This window comes from Aeromonas sp. 600527 (genome assembly GCF_049175415.1).
Taxonomy (GTDB): domain Bacteria; phylum Pseudomonadota; class Gammaproteobacteria; order Enterobacterales; family Aeromonadaceae; genus Aeromonas; species Aeromonas veronii_A.
The window spans coordinates 51,527-71,418 of record NZ_JAAKVA010000013.1 but is presented as its reverse complement, the minus strand read 5'-3'; the positions used below and the strand labels follow the sequence as shown (position 1 = coordinate 71,418).

The window sequence follows — 19,892 nt, the reverse complement described above, 5'->3', positions numbered from 1 at the left end:
CTGGCGATGCACAACGTTCAGAGGGGGCCAGCCCCTGCGCCGTTATTCGCTCTCGCGAAACAGCACCTGCTTGCACTTGGCACAGACCCATTCCCGGCGAAAATCGGTCAGGTGCACCATGCCCACCTCCAGCAACTCGTGGTGGCCGCAGTGATAACAGAAGATGATGTCGCCATCGACTGATTCAGGGTGGGCCGCCAGATAGTCGGCTTTGGTGGGGAGCTGTTCCCACGAGGTGGTGGGGACATGCTTGCGTTGGCTGGTGTAGTAGACCCAGTAGAACAGAAAAAAGACAGCCAGGATCACGAATGTCAGCAGATGGTCCATCTTGAACTCCTCCGGTTAGGTGCAGCCCCTCGGATGCATGGCTGCAATCAGCTTCATCATCATTAAATTTGTTTCGAATGAATATGTTACAAGATGGATAAAGAGGGCGTTGTGATCCCCTTCGGGTTTTGCCCGCCCGCAGCGGGATGAAAAATGTGTCGTTTGGCGGAGCGGCCAGGGTATTGAACGGGGAGGGAATCTTGCTTTTTACAACATAAATTCAACATTTTTTTAGGTGGTTGGACTGTCTCTTTGATCCAGCTCACGTTACAATGCCCGCGCCCACTTCACCTAACGCGCAAACGATTTTCAGGAGAGAAACGGATGTTGAAACGTGACATGACCATCGCCAATTATGATCCGCAATTGTGGCAGGCCATCACAGACGAAACCCGTCGTCAGGAAGAGCATATCGAGCTGATTGCGTCTGAGAACTACACCAGCCCCCGTGTCATGGAAGCCCAGGGCTCCCAGCTGACCAACAAGTACGCCGAAGGTTACCCCTCCAAGCGTTACTATGGTGGTTGCGAGTATGTGGATGTGGTCGAAACCCTGGCCATCGAGCGTGCCAAAGAGCTGTTCGGTGCCACTTACGCCAACGTGCAGCCGCACTCCGGCTCCCAGGCCAACAGCGCCGTTTACATGGCTCTGCTGCAGCCGGGCGACACCGTACTGGGCATGAACCTGGCCCACGGAGGTCACCTGACCCACGGCTCTCCGGTCAACTTCTCCGGCAAGCTTTACAACATCATTCCCTACGGTATCGATGAGTCCGGCAAGATCGACTACGACGACATGGAACGTCAGGCTGTCGAGCACAAGCCGAAGATGATGATCGGTGGCTTCTCTGCCTACTCCGGCATCGTTGACTGGGCCCGCATGCGCGAAATCGCCGACAAGGTCGGTGCCTACCTGTTCGTCGACATGGCCCATGTGGCTGGTCTGATTGCCGCTGGCGTCTACCCGAACCCGGTTCCCCACGCTCACGTGGTCACCTCCACCACCCACAAGACCCTGGCCGGCCCGCGCGGTGGTCTGATCCTCTCCGCCGCTGACGACGAGGAGCTCTACAAGAAGCTCAACTCTGCCGTCTTCCCGGGTGGCCAGGGTGGCCCGCTGATGCACGTCATCGCCGGTAAAGCCGTTGCCTTCAAAGAGGCGCTGGAGCCGGAGTTCAAGACCTATCAGGCTCAGGTCGTCAAAAACGCCAAGGCGATGGCTGCCACCTTTATCGAGCGCGGTTACAAGATCGTCTCCGGTGGTACCGACAACCACCTGATGCTGGTTGACCTGATCGGCCGCGAGCTGACCGGTAAGGATGCTGACGCTGCACTGGGCAAAGCCAACATCACCGTCAACAAGAACTCCGTGCCCAACGACCCGCGCTCCCCGTTCGTCACCTCCGGTGTGCGGATCGGTACCCCGGCCATCACCCGCCGCGGTTTCAAGGAGGCCGAGTCCATCGAGCTGACCCACTGGATCTGCGACGTACTGGACAACCACGACAACGATGCCGTGCTGGCCACCGTGCGCGAGAAGGTGCTGGATATCTGCCGCCGCTTCCCGGTTTATGGCTGATAAGTCAGACCATCCAGTTTGAGACCAATGCCACCTTCGGGTGGCATTGTTTTTTCTGGCGTTGGGCAACACGAGATGGATGAGATTGAACCACGAAGAGAAGTTACCGAGCGAAGAGGCACACTCCTGCGCAGAGCGGGACAAGGTGCTGGAGGCGGAGCTTCGGCTGGCAATCCGCGCCCAGTATCACTTTCGTGCCAGTGAGCAGGGGCTGCTGGCATGGGATGTACGGCGGTTGGTGCGACTGAGCCGTGATCTGCCGCGGCAGGCGGTGGCATTGAGCGACATTGCCGAGCTTGACCGTGATCACTGGTATGGCCATGGCAGCGCCACTCCTACGGTGCGCAGCGTAGTCGAGCACTGCCAGCTCATCATGGCGGCGGATCTCGCCTACCCGATCATTCTCGACAGCGCCGGTCGGGTGATGGATGGCATGCACCGGATAGGCAAGGCATTGATGCTGGGTCATGACTATATCGATGCGGTGCAGTTTACGGTCGACCCAGCCCCCGATTATCTGGGTTGTGATCCTGATACTCTGCCTTACGACGAGTGAGTTGCCCATTAGTGATAACGAACAGAAAAATCACGCTTTTCCGCTTTTTACCACGGTTGGATGGCCGTGTTACACTGGCCGACCTAGATCCTGGCCCGCCGGGCCGGTCCCTGTTCCATTAACGCCGGAGGTCCGATGCATTGCCCATTCTGTAGTGCGGTTGATACCAAGGTGATCGATTCCCGTCTGGTGGCAGAAGGCCATCAGGTGCGCCGCCGTCGTGAGTGTCTGCTCTGTCACGAGCGTTTTACCACCTTCGAGATGGCCGAGCTGGTGATGCCCCGCGTCATCAAGTCCAACGGCTCCCGCGAGCCGTTCAACGAAGACAAGCTGCGCGCCGGCATCCTGCGGGCGCTGGAGAAGCGGCCGGTGAGCATGGAGGCCATCGAAAAAGCGGTCAACCATATCAAATCCCGCCTGCGTGCCACCGGCGAGCGCGAAGTCGCCTCCGAGCTGGTGGGCAATCTGGTGATGGATGAGCTCAAGAGTCTGGACAAGGTGGCCTATATCCGCTTTGCCTCCGTCTATCGCAGCTTCGAAGATATTCGCGAGTTCGGTGAAGAGATCGCCAAATTGGAGAAATGATGGTATCGGATGGGCAAGTGGATATCCACTTCGCCCCTCTCTACCTCAGGACACGAAGATATTCGCGAGTTTGGCGAAGAGATCGCCAAGCTGGAGAAGTAAACCGCCATTCTCACCCATGTTGCCGCGTCCGATCACGCTGCGCTAATCGAACCTACGATACTGCGTAAAGTCGAGATGTGTTGTCAAAGGAGCCCGAATGTTTAGTCAAGATGATTACCAATGGATGAGTCGGGCCCTCGAACTGGCCCGCCGCGGCCGCTACACCACGGCCCCCAACCCCTGCGTCGGCGCCGTGCTGGTCAAAGATGGCGTGGTGGTTGGCGAAGGGTGGCATCAGAAGGCGGGCGAGCCCCATGCCGAGGTCTATGCCCTGCGCGCCGCCGGTGACAACGCCCGTGGCGCCACCGCCTATGTAACCCTCGAACCCTGCTCCCACCACGGTCGTACTCCCCCCTGCGCCGAAGCGCTGATCAACGCCGGCGTGGCCCGGGTGGTAGCAGCCATGGTCGATCCCAATCCCCAGGTGGGCGGACGTGGCCTGCGGATGCTCTCCGAAGCGGGGATCAAGACAGATTTCGGCCTGCTGGCGAGCGAAGCCGAAGCGCTCAACCCGGGCTTTTTCAAGCGGATGCGTACCGCCTTCCCGCGGGTGACCGTCAAGTTGGGAGCCAGCCTCGATGGCCGCACCGCCATGGCGAGCGGTGAGAGCCAGTGGATCACCTCCCCCGATGCGCGCCGCGATGTGCAACGACTGCGGGCCCGCCACGATGCGGTACTCTCCAGCGCTGAAACCGTGCTGGCCGATGGTGCCTCCCTGACCGTGCGCTGGGACGAGCTTCCCCCCTCGGTCAAGGCGAGCTATCCCAAAGAGACCCTGCGCCAGCCGCTGCGGGTCATCGTCGATTCGCAAAACCGCCTTACCCCGGATCTGCCGCTGTTCCAGAGCGAGAGTCCGGTGCTGCTGGCCCGTCACAAGGCGTCCGGCGAGTGGCCCGAGTGGGTGCAGCAGCTGGAGCTGGAGCTGCCGCTGCTGGATGGCAAGCTGGATCTGGTCAGCCTGTTCATGTTGCTGGCCAAACAGAACGTCAACTCGGTGCTGGTCGAGGCGGGCCCGCGGCTCTGCGGCGCTCTGCTGGAAAAAGGGCTGGTGGATGAGCTGGTGCTCTATCAGGCTCCCAAACTGATGGGTGACGAAGGGCGCGGCCTGTTCCATCTGCCGGGTCTGACCCGGCTGTTCCAGGCCCCCAAGCTTGCCATCAAGGATGTGCGCATGGTGGGGCCGGATATTCGCATTACCGCCAAAATAGCCTGATTTATCAATGTTCAAGGGGGCATAATCAGTCCCCGTCATCAGCAAGGTGATCTGCATGTTTACCGGAATTATCGAAGCGGTGGGAACCCTGGCCGAGCTGCGCCGTCAGGGCGATGACATGGCCCTCACCGTCCACGCACCAGGTCTGGATTTTAGCGACGTCAAACTGGGCGACTCCATCGCCACCAACGGCGTCTGCCTCACCGTGGTGGCGCTGGGCGACAAGAGTTATACCGCCGACGTGTCGCTGGAAACCCTCTCCCGTACCGGTTTTGCCGCCGCCAGAGTGGGCGATCGGGTCAACCTCGAGAAGGCGCTGATGCCCACCTCCCGCCTCGGCGGCCATCTGGTCTCCGGCCATGTGGATGGGGTAGGGGAGGTGAAAAGCGTCTCCAGCAGCGGCCGCGCCATCGAGTACTGGATCAAGGCGCCGGGGGAACTCTCCCGCTACATCGCCGAGAAAGGCTCCATTGCGGTGGATGGCATCAGCCTCACCGTCAACGCGGTGCAGGGGGACCTTTTCCGCCTGACTATCGTGCCCCACACCGCGCAGGAGACCACCATCGCCAGCTGGAAGCCGGGTCACAAGGTCAACCTCGAGGTCGATCAGATCGCCCGTTATCTGGAGCGGCTGATGATGGGCAAGAGTCAGGAGAGCAGCGCCTCCACCCTGACTCTGGACAAGCTGGCCAAGGCCGGTTTTCTCTGATGGTCGGGGTGTTGGCCCCGACCAAAACGATTTTCTGTGATCCCGCTCCGATTGAAATGGGGCCATGCGCCCCAATCTAGAGCAACATACACACGCATTTGCGTTGAGCCTGCGGGCTCAACCCCCAAGCACACTGATGGAGTAGCCCATGGCGCTGAGCACAACCCAGGAAATCATTGCCGATATCAAGGCTGGCAAGATGGTGATCCTGATGGATGACGAGGACAGGGAGAACGAAGGGGACCTCATCATGGCCGCCTCCTGCGTCCGTCCGGAGGATATCAACTTCATGGCCCGCTACGGCCGTGGCCTCATCTGCCTGACATTGACCCGGGATCGCTGCAAGCAATTGGCGCTGCCGCTGATGGTTGATCGCAACAATGCCCAGTTCTCCACCGCTTTTACCGTCTCCATCGAGGCGGCGGAAGGGGTGACCACTGGTATCTCAGCCGCCGATCGTGCGGTGACCGTGCAGGCGGCAGTGGCGCCCAATGCCAAGGCAGCCGATCTGGTGCAGCCGGGCCACATCTTCCCGCTGATGGCGCAGGATGGCGGCGTGCTGACCCGTGCCGGCCACACCGAAGCGGGCTGCGATCTGGCCCGTCTGGCCGGTTTCGAGCCTGCCGCCGTCATCGTCGAGATCCTCAACGAAGATGGCACCATGGCGCGCCGTCCGGATCTGGAGCTGTTCGCCGAGGAGCACGGCATCAAGCTTGGCACCATCGCCGACCTTATCGAGTACCGCAACCAGCACGAGACCACGGTCGAGAAGGTGGCCGAGTGCAAGCTGCCCACCGAGTTTGGCGAGTTTGACCTCATCACCTTCCGCGACACCATCGACAATCAGGTTCACTTCGCCCTGAAAAAGGGTGAGGTGCAGGCTGATCAGCCGACCCTGGTGCGCGTCCACCTGCACGATGTGCTGAGCGATCTGCTGCTGACCGACCGCCATGCAGCACGCAGCTGGCCGCTGCCTAAATCCATGGCCCGCATCGCTGACGAAGGCGGCGTGCTGGTGATCTTGGGAGCGGAAGCACACGGCGCCGAGCTGCTGGCCCGGGTCAAGGGCTTTGAAGCCGCTGACAAGGGACTGGCACCGGAAGGGGCCAAGTGGCAGGGCACCTCGCGCCGGGTTGGCGTGGGTTCCCAGATCCTCAAGGCGCTCGGCGTGAGCAAGATGCGCCTGTTGAGCTCGCCGAAGAAGTACCATGCCCTCGGCGGTTTCGGTCTGGAAGTGGTTGAGTACGTCGGCGAGTAAAGCTCTACCAGAGAAGTACCACCCCCTTCCGGGTGGTTTCGGTCTGGAAGTCGTGGAATTCACCGGTGAGTAAGCGCGCCGGACTGGTTAAATCGCGATCATGGCCGTCTATTGCGGCCATGGTTTTTGTCGTGGGTCTGTTGTGCTAGAATGTGCGCACTTTTGACTCCGGCCCTTTTGATTGCACAGATACAGGATTTCCAATGAAGGTTATCGAAGGAAATATCGCCGCTCCTGAGGCGCGCGTTGCTATTGTTGTTGCCCGTTTCAACAGCTTCATCAACGACAGTCTGGTGAACGGCGCGGTGGACGTACTGAAGCGTCAAGGTCAAGTGCAGGACAGCAACCTGACACTGGTAAAAGTGCCGGGCGCGGTTGAAATGCCATTGGTCATCAAGAAGCTGGCCAAGAGTGGTCAATACGACGCCATCGTGGCGGTCGGTACTGTCATCCGTGGCGGCACCTACCACTTCGACCTGGTGGCAAACGAGAACAGCAAGGGCATGGCCCAGGTAATGATGGAATATGAAATTCCCGTTGCCTTCGGTGTGCTGACCACTGAAAACATTGAACAAGCCATCGAGCGTGCAGGTACCAAGGCGGGTAACAAGGGTGCAGAGGCTGCACTGGCAGCGCTCGAAATGATCAACGTCCTGAAAGAACTGGACGTGTAACGAGGAGAAGTACATTGAAACCGTCTGAGCGCCGTAAAGCCCGCCATTGCGCCACCCAGGCCATCTACCAGTGGCAGATGACCAAGGCTAACGTGGGTGACATCGAAGAGCAGTTCAAGATCGATCAGGACACCAAGGGTGTAGACCTGAACTATTTCCGCGATCTGCTGTTTGGGGTAGCCCTCCACTGCAGCGAGCTGGACAAGGTGTTTGCACCTTTCCTCTCCCGTCCGCTGGAAGAAGTGGACATGGTGGACAAGGCGATCCTGCGTCTGGCGACCTACGAGCTGACCCGTCGTGATGATGTACCGCCGCGCGTGGTCATCAACGAAGCGATCGAGCTGGCCAAAGCTTTTGCTGCCGATGACAGCCACAAGTTTGTCAACGGTGTACTGGACAAGGTGATCAAATCACTGAACAAGCGTTGATCCTGCTGTCCGTCAGCATCTAAGAGAGGAGCCAGCTTATTGCTGGCTTTTTACTGTATGGGTGAATTTGAGCTGATTGATAAGTACTTCAAGGTCCCCCACGCCCGCAAGGACGTGGTGATGGGCCCTGGAGATGACTGTGCCCTGCTGACCCTGCCCCCCGATACCCAGCTGGCGGTAAGCACCGACACTCTGGTGAGCGGCGTACACTTCTTTCCCGACATGGATCCGGTGGATCTCGGCTACAAGGCGCTGGCGGTCAATCTCTCCGATCTCGCCGCCATGGGTGCCGAGCCACGCTGGGTGTCGCTGGCGCTGACCCTGCCTGCCATCAACGAAGGTTGGGTTGCCGGTTTTGCCGAAGGGTTTCTGGAGCTGGCCGAGTACTACAACGTGGCGCTGGTGGGCGGAGACATGACCCGCGGGCCGCTCTCCATCACCATCTCGGTGAAGGGGTCGGTGCCTGCCGGTCGCGCCCTGATGCGCAGCGGCGCCAAAGCCGGTGACGGCATCTATGTGACCGGCACTTTGGGAGATGCCGCGCTGGCGCTTTCCCACCTGCTGGGCAAACGCACCCTCAACGAGAACCAGCTGGCAGCTGTGCTGCCACGGCTCGACCACCCCCATCCCCGCATTCTGGCCGGTCAGGCGCTGCGCGGGCTGGCGGGTAGTGCGCTGGATCTCTCCGACGGTCTGGCATCAGATCTCGGCCATATCCTCAAGGCCTCCGGCGTGCGTGCCCAGATCGATCTCGATCTGCTGCCGCTCTCGCCGGTGTTGCAGGATGCGGTGAGCGAGCAGGAGGCGTGGCAACTGGCGCTGGCCGGTGGCGATGACTACGAGCTCTGCTTCACCGTACCGGAGGAGCACCGCGGCGCGCTCGATACGGCGCTGGCCCACAGCGGGGTCAAGTTCAGCCGCATCGGCCGCATCGTGGCGGGCGAGCCGGGCATCGACTATCTGCGTGGCGACCAAGCGGTCGAGCTGCAACTGAAAGGGTGGGATCACTTCGCATGAGTTTGTTCAGGATAAAGCCCGAGCTGACACGACTGGATCTGAAAAATCCGCTTCACTTTTTGGCGGTGGGATTTGGTTCCGGTCTTAGTCCCAAGGCGCCGGGCACCATGGGCACCCTGGCGGCCATTCCGCTCTATCTGCTGGTGAGCGGGCTGCCGACCTATTGGTTTATCGCCTTGCTGGCGGCGGGTTTTGTTGTGGGGATCCGTATCTGCCAGAGCGCCACCGATGCCATCGGTATGCCGGATCACGGCGCCATCGTCTGGGACGAGGTGATCGGCTTTGGCGTCACCATGATCGCCGCGCCAGCCGGTTGGGAGTGGGTGGTGGCGGGCTTCGCGCTGTTCCGGTTGTTTGATGTGCTCAAGCCCTGGCCCATCTCCTGGTTTGATCACCGGATCCACGGTGGCCTGGGCATCATGCTGGACGATCTGATCGCCGGCCTGTTCGCCCTGTTTTGTATGCAATTACTGGCATTTTGGCTCGGCTGAGAGCCACCTTCCGGGGGATGACCGTTCTGGCATCCCCCGATTTATATCTGCTTAATTTTCATTCATCGGCATATGCTGCCGTTTATCATCCATTTCACATAAATATTCACTACTCATTCGGGGCTGGTGATTGTTTTGGAAATAGTGATAAATGCTGCTTGTTGCGTTGTTGTTGAAATTAAAGTAATGATACCCATAGATGTACGGACGCACCGGCCATTTTTGTGATGAAAATCATCATTTATCTCTGCAGAATTGGTGGTTATCTGCACAAAACATTGCGGAATTGTATAACTCAATCATTTACACCCGTGGTCAAACCGTCTAAGTTACTCGCGGGTTATTCCAAAAAAATGCAAAAAACCCGCCCGGATCGCTGGTTTCGCTGCCTCATGGATTGAGCAAATATTGCCCAAGGTAACAACCGGCATCTGCGGCTGATTTACGGACGAATTATTTGGGACGGATGTCCCCCGCAGAGGTAAACATGTCCTTGCTCGAAGTAAAGAACTTGCGGATCGAGTACCCCTCCCGCTACGGGGTGCTGACCGCGGTGAAGGATCTCTCTTTCTCTATCGAAAAGGGTGAGATTGTCGGAGTGGTTGGTGAATCCGGCGCCGGCAAGTCCACCATCGGCAACGCCGTTATCGATCTCCTGAGCCCGCCGGGTCGCATCGCCCGTGGCGATATCTATCTCAATGGCGAGCTTATCTCCGGCAAGAGCCAGAACGAGATGCGGGCCATCCGTGGCTCCCGTATCGGGTTCATCTTCCAGGACCCCATGACCTCCCTCAACCCGTTGTTCACCGTTGAGCATCAGCTGGTGGAGACCATTCTGGCCAATACCGACCTCTCTCGCGAAGCCGCTTTTGCCAAGGCATTGGAGCTGATGGGGGCGGTGGGTATTCCGCAGCCGGAGCTGCGCATCAAACAGTATCCGCACCAGTTCTCCGGAGGCATGCGTCAGCGGGTGGTTATCGCCATCGCGCTCTCCTGCGATCCGGAGCTGATCATCGCCGACGAGCCGACCACGGCGCTGGACGTCTCCATTCAGGATCAGATCCTCCAGCTTATCCGCGCCCTCTGCAAAGAGCGTCAGGTGGGCTGCATGCTGGTGACCCACGACATGGGCGTTGTCTCCAACGTTACCGACAAGGTGGCGGTGATGTATCGCGGCGATCTGGTGGAGTTCGGCCTGACCGAACAGGTACTGGGCAGCCCCAATCACCCCTATACCCGCAGCCTCATCTCGGCGGTACCCCGCTCCGATGTGAAGCTGGTGCGTTTCCCGCTGGTCTCCTATATCGAGGATGCCAGTGCGCCGGATACCAATATCGACCTCAAGACCCACTGGCTCGGCCAGAGTCAGGACGAGCGTGCCTATGAAGGGGCGCTGCTGCGGGTGGAGAACGTCGATCTGAAGTTCGTCACCAAGGACTCCATCTTCCCGAGCCGCCGCCAGTATGTGCGCGCCTGCAACAACATCAGCTTCGAGATCTTCGAAGGGGAGACCTTCGGTCTGGTGGGGGAGTCGGGCTCCGGCAAATCGACCATTGCCCGCGCCATCACCGGTCTCTATCCGCCTGATACCGGCAAGATTTTCTTCGAGGGGATCGATTTGACCGCCCTCAAGAGCGAGCGCGAGCGTCGCCCGCTGCGCCGCCAGATGCAGATGGTGTTCCAGAACCCCTATTCGTCGATGAACCCGCGGATGAAGGTGCGCGACATCATTGCCGAGCCGATCCGCTTCCATCAGCTGGCGAGCAGCGAGAGCCAGATTGAGGGGATTGTCGGCGATCTGCTGGATCACGTGGGTCTCGGCCGTGGTGCCGGGGTCAAGTATCCCCACGAGTTCTCCGGCGGTCAGCGCCAGCGCATCTCCATTGCCCGCGCCCTGGCCACTCGCCCGCGCTTTCTCATCTGCGACGAGCCGACTTCGGCGCTGGATGTGTCGGTGCAGGCCCAGATCCTCAACCTGCTCAAGGATCTGCAGCAGGAGCTCAAGCTCACCATGCTGTTTATCAGCCACGATCTGCCGGTGATCCGCCAGATGTGCGACCGCATCGGGGTGATGCAGCACGGTCATCTGGTGGAAGTGGCCGAGACCGAGAAACTCTTTACCAATGCCGAGCATGAGTACAGCCGCAAGCTGATCTCCCTCATGCCGGAGTTCAAGGGAATGTCCCGCGAGGGGCTGGAAATCGCAAGCTAGGAGAGCGCCGGTGCGCCGGTCTGCTTGTCAAAAAAAGTGTCATAAGAAAGCCAAAAGCATGGAGAACAAGATGAAGAAAGGATTGTCCAAGATTGCCCTGGCGCTGTTTGCCGCCGGTTTCGCCTTCAGTGTCTCAGCCGCTGATATCAAGGTGGGTGTCGCTTCTGACGCCACTTCGCTGGATCCGCAGGAGCAGCTCTCCGGTCAGACCCTGGAGATGTCGCACCTGGTATTCGATCCCCTGATGCGTTACACCCAGGACCTGCAGTTCGAGCCCCGTCTGGCCGAGAAGTATGAGCGTATTGACGACAAGACCGTCCGCTTCCACCTGCGCAAAGGGGTCAAGTTCCACTCCGGTAACGACTTCACCGCTGACGACGTGGTGTGGACCGTCAACCGCCTGAAATCCTCCGTCGACTTCAAGGCGATCTTCGATCCCATCAGCGAAGTGAAGAAGGTCGATGACTACACCGTCGATCTGATTACCGCCAAGCCCTTCCCGCTGGTGCTGCAGACCGTCACCTACATCTTCCCGATGGACTCCAAGTTCTACACCGGCAAGACTGAAGCGGGCAAAGACAAGGCCGAGATCGTCAAGAATGGCGACTCCTTTGCCTCTACCCACGTCTCCGGTACTGGCCCGTTCACCGTCAAGTTCCGCGAGCAGGGTGTGAAGCTCGATTATGCCCGCAACGCCAACTACTGGGACAAGGCCTCCAAGGGTAACGTCGAGAACCTGACCGTGGTGCCGATCAAGGAAGATGCGACCCGTGTTGCAGCCCTGCTGGGTGGCGACGTGGACATGATCTATCCGGTTGCGCCGAACGATCTGGAGCGCGTGAAGAATGGCAAGGACTCCCAGCTGGTTACCCTGTCCGGTACCCGTGCCATCATCATCGAGCTGAACCAGAACACCAATCCGGCGCTGAAAGACAAGCGCGTGCGTCAGGCGATCAACTACGCCATCAACCAGGTGGGTATCGTCGAGAAGATCAACAAGGGCTTCGGTACCCCTGCTGGCCAGTTGAGCCCGAAAGGCTATGCCGGTCACAACGAGGCGCTGGTGCCCCAATATGATCTGGCCAAGGCCAAGGAGCTGATGAAAGAGGCCGGTTACGAGAAAGGCTTCAAGATGACCTTCATTGCCCCCGCGGCCCGCTACGTCAACGACGTCAAGATTGCCCAGGCTGTCTCCGCCATGCTGGCCAAGATCAACATCAAGGTGGATCTGAAGACCATGCCGGTAGCCCAGTACTGGCCCGAGTTTGACAAGTGTGCCGCGGACATGCAGATGATCGGTTGGCACTCCGACACCGAAGATACTGCGAACTTCTTCGAGTTCCTGACCTTCACCAAGGATGCCAAGACCGGTATGGGCCAGTACAACTGCGCCGGTTATGCCAACGCCGAAGCTGACAAGCTGGTGATGGATGCCAACGCCGAGACCGATCCGGCCAAGCGTGCCGAGATGCTGAAGAAGGTCGAGGCCATGGTGATCGAAGATGCTGCCTACGTGCCGTTGCACTGGGAAGATCTGGCCTATGGCGCCAAGAAGAACGTCGATATCAAGCCGGTAGTCAACGTGATGAACTTCCCTTACCTGGGTGACCTGGTGGTCAGCAAGTAAGAGAACGTCGCAAGGAAGGACGGGGCGGGGTGGTCTGCTGGCCACTCCGCCCACTAACAGAAGCCTGTGCCACGACACAGGCCACGTAGAAGGACAAGCATGTTTACATTCCTGCTGAAACGGTTCTATCAGGCCGTGATAGTGATGTTCGTCATCAGCCTGGTCGCCTTCTCCATCCAGGATAACCTGGGTGACCCGTTGCGCGAGCTGGTGGGACAATCCGTCTCCGAAGCCCAGCGTCATGAGTTGCGCGAGAAGATGGGCCTCAACGATCCCTTCCTCATCAAATACAGCCGCTTTCTGAAAAATGCGGTGCATGGGGATTTGGGCACCTCCTATTTCTTCAAGCGACCCGCTCTCGAGGTGATCCTCGACAAGCTGGTGGCTACCCTTGAGCTGGTGTTTGCCGCCGCGCTCATCATCGTGGTGGTCTCCATTCCACTCGGTGTCTATTCGGCGATCCGCCCGCGCAGCATACCCACCAAGATCATCATGGCGGGGAGCAGTATCGGTATCTCGATCCCTGTGTTCCTGACCGCCATCATGCTGATGTACCTCTTCTCCATCCAGCTGGGCTGGCTGCCAGCCTATGGCCGTGGCGAGACCCGTAACCTGCTGGGCTGGGAGTCGGGCTTCTTCACCTGGGATGGTATCAAGCACCTGATCCTGCCGGCGGTGTCGCTCTCTTCCATCATGTTGCCGCTGTTTATCCGCTTGGTGCGCTCCGAGATGCTGGAGCAGCTCTCCTCCGAGTACGTCAAATTCGCCCGCGCCAAGGGGCTGGATAACAACAAGGTCTACTATCAGCACGCTCTGAAGAACACCATGCTGCCGGTCATTACCGTCGGCGGGGTGCAGATCGGCACCATGGTGGCCTACACCATCCTGACCGAGAGCGTGTTCCAGTGGCCGGGCACCGGCTTCCTGTTCCTTGAGGCGATCCACCGGGTCGATACCCCGCTGATCACCGCCTACGTCATCTTCGTGGGGCTGATCTTCGTGGTGACCAATACCCTGGTCGACCTGCTCTACGGGTTGATTAACCCGACCGTTAACCTGACCGCCAAGGGGTAACAGATGACTAATGCTGTAACTGCAAGCCCAAGCCGTTGGGCACGATTCAAGAACTCTGACATCGTCTACTACTTCCTGCGGGACAAGGTAGCCATGTTCAGCTTTGCGGTGTTTGTGGTGTTCGTGCTGGCGGCGCTGCTGGCGCCTTGGCTCGCCCCGCACAACGTCTATGACCAGACCAGTTTTGATCTGATGGATGCCGAGTTGCCCCCCTCCTGGCTCGAAGGCGGCGAAGAGCGCTTCTGGCTCGGTACCGACAACCAGGGGCGGGATATCTGGAGCACCATCCTCTATGGCGCCCGTATCTCTCTCACTATCGGTCTGTTTGCTGTGGCCTTGCAACTGGTGCTCGGTATCGTCATTGGTCTGATTGCCGGTTATTTCGGTGGCCGCATCGACAACCTGCTGATGCGCTTTGCCGATGTGCAGCTGTCGTTCTCCACCATGATGGTGGCGATCATCATCTCCGCTATCTTTCAGGCAACCTTTGGCTCCGAGTTCTACTCGAAGTTCGCCATCATGATGCTGGTGGTGATCATCGGTATCGCCGAGTGGCCGCAGTATGCCCGTACCGTGCGCGCCTCTGTGCTGGCGGAGAAGAAGAAGGAGTATGTGGAGGCGGCCAAGGTGATGGGGTTCCGTGCCCCGCGCATCATGTTCCGCCACATTCTGCCCAACTGTTTGTCGCCCATTCTGGTGATCTCCACCGTGCAGGTGGCCAACGCCATCATGAGTGAAGCGGCGCTCTCCTTCCTTGGTCTGGGGATGCCGGTTGATCAGCCCTCGCTCGGTTCGCTTATCAGCGTCGGCTTTAACTACATCTTCTCCGGCTCTTGGTGGATCACCGCCTTCCCGGGCATCTGCCTGGTGGTGTTGGTGCTGGTCATCAACCTGTTGGGTGACTGGCTGCGGGATGTGTTTAACCCCAAGATCTACAAAGGGTAATCTAGGTCAGAAACACAAAATAAAAAGGGCGCCAGTGAGGCGCCCTTCTTTTGCTTGATAGCTTTAAGCGTTATCAGGCTTGCAGCCAGCTTTCGATGCTGCGCTGGATGCCTGCATCGTCCAGACCGAGCAGGGCATAGATCTCCTGCTGGGTGCCCTGTTCGACGAAGCGATCCGGCAGGCCGAGGTTGAGCACCGGCTTGCACTGCTTGCTGCGCATCAGCAGTTCGTTCACAGCCGAACCGGCGCCGCCCATGATGGCGTTGTCTTCCAGAGTGACAAACTGATCGTGGCTGGCTGCCAGCGACAGCACCAGCGCCTCATCTATCGGTTTGACGAAGCGCATGTCCACCAGGGTGGCATCCAGTGCCTCTGCGGCCGCTTTCGCGTGGTGCAGCAGGGTACCAAAGGCCAGAATAGCGGTGCCTTTGCCCTCTCGCAGGATACGTCCCTTGCCAAGCGCCAGTGCCTGCATTTCTGACGAGATAGGGGCGTCGCTCAGGCTGCTGCCGCGTGGGTAACGCACAGCGACAGGGCCCTGATGGAGATAGCCGGTATAGAGCATCTGACGGCACTCATTCTCATCAGATGGCGTCATCACCACCATGTTGGGCACGGTGCGCAGGAAGCTGATGTCGAACGCCCCCTGATGGGTCGGGCCGTCGGCGCCCACCAGACCGGCCCGGTCGATGGCGAACAGCACCGGCAGATCTTGCAGCGCCACATCGTGGATCACCTGATCGTAGGCACGCTGCAGGAAGCTCGAATAGATGGCGACCACCGGCTTCTTGTCGGCGATGGCAAGACCAGCGGCAAAGGTGACCGCGTGTTGCTCGGCAATAGCCACGTCGAAGTAGCGATCCGGATATTGCTGGCTGAATTTCACCAGCCCGGAGCCTTCACGCATAGCGGGGGTGATACCGACCAGCTTCTCGTCTTTGGCTGCCATATCGCACAGCCACTGGCCGAAGATGGCGGAGAAGGTGGGCTTGGCGCCACTTGCCTTGGGCAGGGAGCAATCGTCAGGATTGAACTTGGGCACAGCGTGATAACCGATGGGGTCTTTCTCCGCCGGCTCGTAGCCCTTGCCCTTCTTGGTTTTGACGTGCAGCAGCTGCGGGCCCTTGAGGTTGCGCATGTTGCGCAGGGTCTCGACCAGCGCCTCGATATCGTGACCGTCGATGGGGCCGATATAGTTGAAGCCGAACTCCTCGAACAGGGTGCCGGGCACCACCATCCCCTTGAGGTGCTCTTCGGCCCGCTTGGCCAGCTCCTTGACCGGTGGCAGCCCCGCCAGCACCTTCTTGCCGCCTTCGCGGATGGTGGTGTAGAGCTTGCCGGACATGACCCGGGCCAGATGGTTGTTGAGCGCGCCGACATTCTCGGAGATGGACATCTCGTTGTCGTTGAGGATCACCAGCATGTCCTTGTGAACATCGCCGGCGTGGTTGAGCGCTTCGAAGGCCATCCCTGCGGTAATGGCACCGTCACCGATCACTGCCACCACCTTGCGACCCAGCCCTTCGCTCTCGGCGGCGACCGCCATGCCGAGCGCCGCACCGATGGAGGTGCTGGAGTGGCCGACGGAGAGCACGTCATACTCGCTCTCGCCACGCCAGGGGAAGGGGTGCAGACCATCCTTCTGACGGATGGTGTGGATCTGATCTCGGCGCCCGGTCAGGATCTTGTGGGGATAGGCCTGATGTCCCACATCCCAGATCAGCCGATCGAACGGGGTGTTGTAGACATAGTGCAGGGCCACGGTCAGTTCGACAGTACCGAGACCGGAGGCAAAGTGTCCGCTGGAGCGGCTGACTGAGCGCAGCAGATATTCGCGCAGCTCGTTGCACAGCACCGGCAGCCGATCTTTGGGCAAGGAACGCAGCTCTATCGGGGTGTCCGCGAGAGCTAGGTTGGGGAAATTGCTAATATCAACGCTCATATTGTTACTGTTATCCAGCGTTTAGTGGGTTCGCTCGATGATGTAATCGGCAAACGCTTCCAGAATGTCGGTATTGTAGGGCAAGGATTGCAGGGCTGTTAAGGCTTTACCGTGCAGTTCGCGAGCCAGCTCACGGGCATTTTCGAGTCCGAGCAGGGCCGGATAGGTACTTTTCTCCAGCGCCAAGTCAGAACCTTGTGGCTTGCCCAGGGTGGCGGTATCACCTGTGATGTCGAGGATGTCATCCTGCACCTGGAAGGCCAGCCCGATGGCTGCTGCGTAGGTTTGCAGGGCCGCCAGCGTGGCGTCATCGACATCGGCTTTGCACAGGGCGCCGAGCGCCACGGCACACTCAATCAGCGCACCGGTTTTGTGGCGGTGTACCTGCTCCAGCTCGGCGAGCGAGATCTGGCGCCCTTCGGCCTGCAGATCCAGCGCCTGACCGCCGCACATACCGAGATAGCCGGAGGCGCGGGCGAGGGTACTCAGCATCCGCACCCGGTTGGCCATCAAGGTATCGGGCATGGGGTGATCGGCCAGAATGGAGAATGCCAGGGTCTGCAGCGCATCACCGGCCAGAATCGCGGTTCCTTCGTCAAACGCCTTGTGAACGGTTGGCTGGCCGCGACGCAGGTCGTCGTTATCCATGGCGGGCAGGTCATCGTGTAGCAGGGAGTAGGCGTGGATGCACTCCACGGCAGCCGCGGGGCCATCCAGCAGCTCGCTCTTGACGCCCAGCATCTCGCCGACCGCGTAGACCAGAAACGGGCGAACCCGCTTACCGCCCAGCAGCAGGCCATAACTCATGGCATCGCGCAGGCGCGGTGCCATGGCGGGCAAGGATTCAAGTTGTGCTGACAGACAGTCGTCAATACGCTGACGATGCAGACGGGAAAAATGGTCCAGCGCCACTCACTCCTCTCCTTGTTCTGGCTGGAAGGGGGCGAGCTGGTCACTGCCATCGGCTTGACTGAGCAGGATCTGGATCTTCTGTTCGGCCAGTTCCAGCTTCTGCTGACCGGCCCGAACCAGATGAACGCCCTGCTCGAACTGCTTGAGTGCCTCTTCCAGGGGTAGGGAACCTTGTTCCAGCTGATGAACGATGGTTTCCAGCTCTTCCAGAGTGGCATCAAAACTCAGACGGTCGATTTTTTTACTGGCCATGTCCATCCTCGGGGATTGAAAAAAACGGCTTATATTAACATCGACCGTCCACAGGGGGGAGGCAGAAAAGCATCGCCCCCTCAAACTCTCGCTAAACTGGCCGATAATGAGCCATCATTCTCAGTGGGTGCATGCTTGCCGCATGGGTCGCAATAGCAGAAAATTCAACAGACTATAAATAGACATAAGAACCGGTGACAGGAGTAGGGACGTGGATCTAGGCAGTCTGATAGGGATAGTGCTGGGTTTCGGGGTGGTGGTGTACGGCATGCTGCTGGGTGGCCCCATGAGCATGTATGTGGATATGCCATCGGTCTACATCACTGTATTGGGCTCAATCTTCATCGCCATGATGAAGTTCAACCTTGGCCAGTTCCTGATGGCATTCAAGGTGGCGGGCAAAGCCTTTATGTATAAGGGCGACAAGCTTGAAGACCTGATTACCAAAGCCGTTGAACTGGCTGACGCGGCTCGAAAAGGGGGCTTTCTGGCGCTGGAGGCCGCAGAGATCCCCAATGCATTTATGAAAAAAGGGATCGACATGCTGGTCGATGGCCACGATGCCGATGTGGTGCGTGCCGTGATGGAAAAGGATATCGACCTGACAGCCGAGCGCCATGTCATTGCCATCAAGGTCTTCCGTACACTTGGGGATCTGGGCCCTGCCATGGGGATGATTGGGACCTTGGTGGGGTTGGTGGCCATGTTGGCCAACATGAGTGACCCCAAGTCGATCGGCCCGGCGATGGCGGTGGCCTTGCTTACCACTCTGTACGGTGCGATAGAGGCCAATATGTTGGCGATCCCGATTGCCGATAAGCTGGAGCTGCGCAGCGGAGAAGAAAAGCTCAGTCGTACCCTGATCCTCGATGCCATTATGGGGATTCAGGATGGCCAGAACCCGCGGGTGATCCAGTCCATGCTGCAAAACTATCTGAACCAGTCCAAGCGTAATACCGGCACCGAATAGGAGGGAATATGTCTGATTGCAAATGCCCGCCTCCCGGCTTGCCCGGTTATATGGGTACCTTCGCCGACCTCATGTCCCTGTTGATGTGCTTTTTTGTGCTGCTGCTCTCGTTTGCCGAGATGGATGTGCAGAAGTTCAAGCAGATTGCGGGTTCTATGGAGAAGGCATTTGGGGTACAGAACATCCTCGAGGTGAAAGATATCCCAAAGGGGACCTCGGTAATTGCTCAGGAGTTTCGTCCCGGCCGTCCCGAACCAACCCCGATTGATACCGTGATGCAGCAGACCATCGATCTGACCCAGACTGAGTTGGATTTTTTGCCCGGTGAGGCCGAACAGGCTGGTGGTCAGGACAAGAGTGATGGTAAGCAGACGGGGGGCGATACTGCGCAGGATGCGAAGAAGGCGCAAGAACAGTCCAATACTCTAGCAAAAGCGCTGGCAGAGCAGATGAAAGATCAGATCCAGGATGGCGCTATCGAGATTGAGGCGCTGGGCCAGCAGATCATCATCCGGATCAGGGAAAAAGCGTCGTTCCCGGCCGGTTCGGCATTTCTGCAACCCCAGTTCTGGCCAGTCATTCGCAAGGTCGCGACCCTGCTCAAGGATGTGCCGGGTGAAATCACCATCTCCGGTCACACCGACAACGTGGCGACTGAAGATGAGCTGTTCCAGTCCAACTGGGAGTTGTCATCGCAGCGGGCGGTGGCGGTGGCGCACCAGATGCTGAAGGTCCCCGGTTTTGATCAGGGGCGATTGGTGGTGCAGGGGATGGCGGATTCCCAGCCATTGGTGCCCAATACCACCCCGGAAAATCGTCGGATGAACCGGCGGGTGGAGATCGCCATCATGCAGGGCAAGCCGACCGTTTCGGCGCCAATTTCCGTACCGGAAGGGAAGTAAGCGAGGGGAATGTCGATGATGCAAGTGGGATCTGCATCAGGGAGCTGACATGGATTTTGTGCCGGCTTCATATTAAGATGCCTCATCCGAACCGACTGCTGCGGCTTTCTTGCTGATC

At 59.0% G+C, this 19,892-nt stretch carries 20 protein-coding genes; 16 read left to right on the top strand and 4 right to left on the bottom strand.

The genetic code is table 11. The features are described 5' to 3' along the window. Window positions 1-42 precede the first annotated feature (42 nt). Window positions 43-327 (bottom strand): hypothetical protein, encoded by a 285-nt coding sequence (locus G5154_RS15580; RefSeq protein ID WP_201938297.1) that lies wholly within the window; start codon window positions 325-327, stop codon window positions 43-45. Between the two features lie 324 nt (window positions 328-651). Between G5154_RS15580 and glyA the strand changes: the two genes are divergently transcribed. From glyA to G5154_RS15510, 14 genes are all read left to right on the top strand, one after another. Continuing rightward, entirely contained in the window at window positions 652-1,905 is a 1,254-nt protein-coding gene (glyA, locus tag G5154_RS15575; RefSeq protein WP_040068624.1) for a serine hydroxymethyltransferase, read from the top strand. Window positions 1,906-1,984: 79 nt separating this feature from the next. Continuing rightward, complete coding sequence (locus tag G5154_RS15570; protein ID WP_337073539.1) at window positions 1,985-2,461, top strand: hypothetical protein; 477 nt, start codon at window positions 1,985-1,987, stop codon at window positions 2,459-2,461. A gap of 135 nt (window positions 2,462-2,596) precedes the next feature. Continuing rightward, window positions 2,597-3,046 (top strand): transcriptional regulator NrdR, encoded by a 450-nt coding sequence (gene nrdR, locus G5154_RS15565; RefSeq protein WP_005338880.1) that lies wholly within the window; start codon window positions 2,597-2,599, stop codon window positions 3,044-3,046. A gap of 199 nt (window positions 3,047-3,245) precedes the next feature. Then, window positions 3,246-4,361, top strand: coding sequence for a bifunctional diaminohydroxyphosphoribosylaminopyrimidine deaminase/5-amino-6-(5-phosphoribosylamino)uracil reductase RibD (ribD, locus tag G5154_RS15560; RefSeq protein WP_421251345.1), 1,116 nt, complete (start codon window positions 3,246-3,248; stop codon window positions 4,359-4,361). 55 nt (window positions 4,362-4,416) lie between these two features. Then, on the top strand, window positions 4,417-5,070 hold the full coding sequence (locus G5154_RS15555; RefSeq protein ID WP_005358459.1) for a riboflavin synthase: 654 nt from the start codon (window positions 4,417-4,419) through the stop codon (window positions 5,068-5,070). Window positions 5,071-5,218: 148 nt separating this feature from the next. Continuing rightward, the gene (ribBA, locus tag G5154_RS15550) at window positions 5,219-6,328 is read left to right on the top strand and encodes a bifunctional 3,4-dihydroxy-2-butanone-4-phosphate synthase/GTP cyclohydrolase II (RefSeq protein WP_216979379.1); all 1,110 of its coding nucleotides are present in this window, start codon (window positions 5,219-5,221) and stop codon (window positions 6,326-6,328) included. Between the two features lie 203 nt (window positions 6,329-6,531). After that, on the top strand, window positions 6,532-7,002 hold the full coding sequence (gene ribE, locus G5154_RS15545; RefSeq protein ID WP_005338866.1) for a 6,7-dimethyl-8-ribityllumazine synthase: 471 nt from the start codon (window positions 6,532-6,534) through the stop codon (window positions 7,000-7,002). 14 nt (window positions 7,003-7,016) lie between these two features. Next, window positions 7,017-7,430 carry a transcription antitermination factor NusB gene (gene nusB, locus G5154_RS15540; RefSeq protein WP_005343514.1) on the top strand — a complete coding sequence of 138 codons (414 nt, stop codon included), beginning with the start codon at window positions 7,017-7,019 and terminating at the stop codon, window positions 7,428-7,430. 57 nt (window positions 7,431-7,487) lie between these two features. Next, the gene (gene thiL, locus G5154_RS15535) at window positions 7,488-8,447 is read left to right on the top strand and encodes a thiamine-phosphate kinase (RefSeq protein ID WP_026034998.1); all 960 of its coding nucleotides are present in this window, start codon (window positions 7,488-7,490) and stop codon (window positions 8,445-8,447) included. Further along, window positions 8,444-8,938 (top strand): phosphatidylglycerophosphatase A, encoded by a 495-nt coding sequence (locus G5154_RS15530; RefSeq protein WP_421251343.1) that lies wholly within the window; start codon window positions 8,444-8,446, stop codon window positions 8,936-8,938. The genes thiL and G5154_RS15530 overlap by 4 nt, the downstream gene beginning before the upstream one ends. A gap of 487 nt (window positions 8,939-9,425) precedes the next feature. Then, window positions 9,426-11,150 (top strand): dipeptide ABC transporter ATP-binding protein, encoded by a 1,725-nt coding sequence (locus tag G5154_RS15525; RefSeq protein WP_245132875.1) that lies wholly within the window; start codon window positions 9,426-9,428, stop codon window positions 11,148-11,150. Between the two features lie 70 nt (window positions 11,151-11,220). Next, on the top strand, window positions 11,221-12,777 hold the full coding sequence (locus G5154_RS15520; RefSeq protein ID WP_164536188.1) for an ABC transporter substrate-binding protein: 1,557 nt from the start codon (window positions 11,221-11,223) through the stop codon (window positions 12,775-12,777). 99 nt (window positions 12,778-12,876) lie between these two features. After that, window positions 12,877-13,851 (top strand): ABC transporter permease, encoded by a 975-nt coding sequence (locus G5154_RS15515; RefSeq protein ID WP_005343520.1) that lies wholly within the window; start codon window positions 12,877-12,879, stop codon window positions 13,849-13,851. 3 nt (window positions 13,852-13,854) lie between these two features. After that, window positions 13,855-14,796: an ABC transporter permease gene (locus G5154_RS15510; protein ID WP_019445927.1), complete on the top strand. Its 942-nt coding sequence runs from the start codon at window positions 13,855-13,857 to the stop codon at window positions 14,794-14,796. A 73-nt stretch (window positions 14,797-14,869) separates the two neighbouring features. Here the strand turns inward: G5154_RS15510 and dxs are convergent, their stop codons facing one another. The 3 genes from dxs to xseB are packed head-to-tail and all read right to left on the bottom strand — an operon-like array spanning window position 14,870 to window position 17,902. Beyond that, a complete protein-coding gene (gene dxs, locus G5154_RS15505) occupies window positions 14,870-16,738 on the bottom strand; it encodes a 1-deoxy-D-xylulose-5-phosphate synthase (RefSeq protein ID WP_421244659.1) in 1,869 nt (622 codons plus the stop codon). 21 nt (window positions 16,739-16,759) lie between these two features. Beyond that, the gene (gene ispA / locus G5154_RS15500; RefSeq protein WP_005343523.1) at window positions 16,760-17,650 is read right to left on the bottom strand and encodes a (2E,6E)-farnesyl diphosphate synthase; all 891 of its coding nucleotides are present in this window, start codon (window positions 17,648-17,650) and stop codon (window positions 16,760-16,762) included. Next, window positions 17,651-17,902, bottom strand: a complete 252-nt coding sequence (gene xseB, locus G5154_RS15495) for an exodeoxyribonuclease VII small subunit (protein WP_005338838.1) — start codon at window positions 17,900-17,902, stop codon at window positions 17,651-17,653. 211 nt (window positions 17,903-18,113) lie between these two features. On the opposite strand from xseB, the gene pomA reads away from it, so the two are divergent. Beyond that, on the top strand, window positions 18,114-18,872 hold the full coding sequence (gene pomA / locus G5154_RS15490) for a flagellar motor protein PomA (RefSeq protein WP_005358490.1): 759 nt from the start codon (window positions 18,114-18,116) through the stop codon (window positions 18,870-18,872). Between the two features lie 8 nt (window positions 18,873-18,880). Then, window positions 18,881-19,774, top strand: coding sequence for a flagellar motor protein MotB (locus G5154_RS15485; protein WP_421251342.1), 894 nt, complete (start codon window positions 18,881-18,883; stop codon window positions 19,772-19,774). Window positions 19,775-19,892 lie beyond the last annotated feature (118 nt).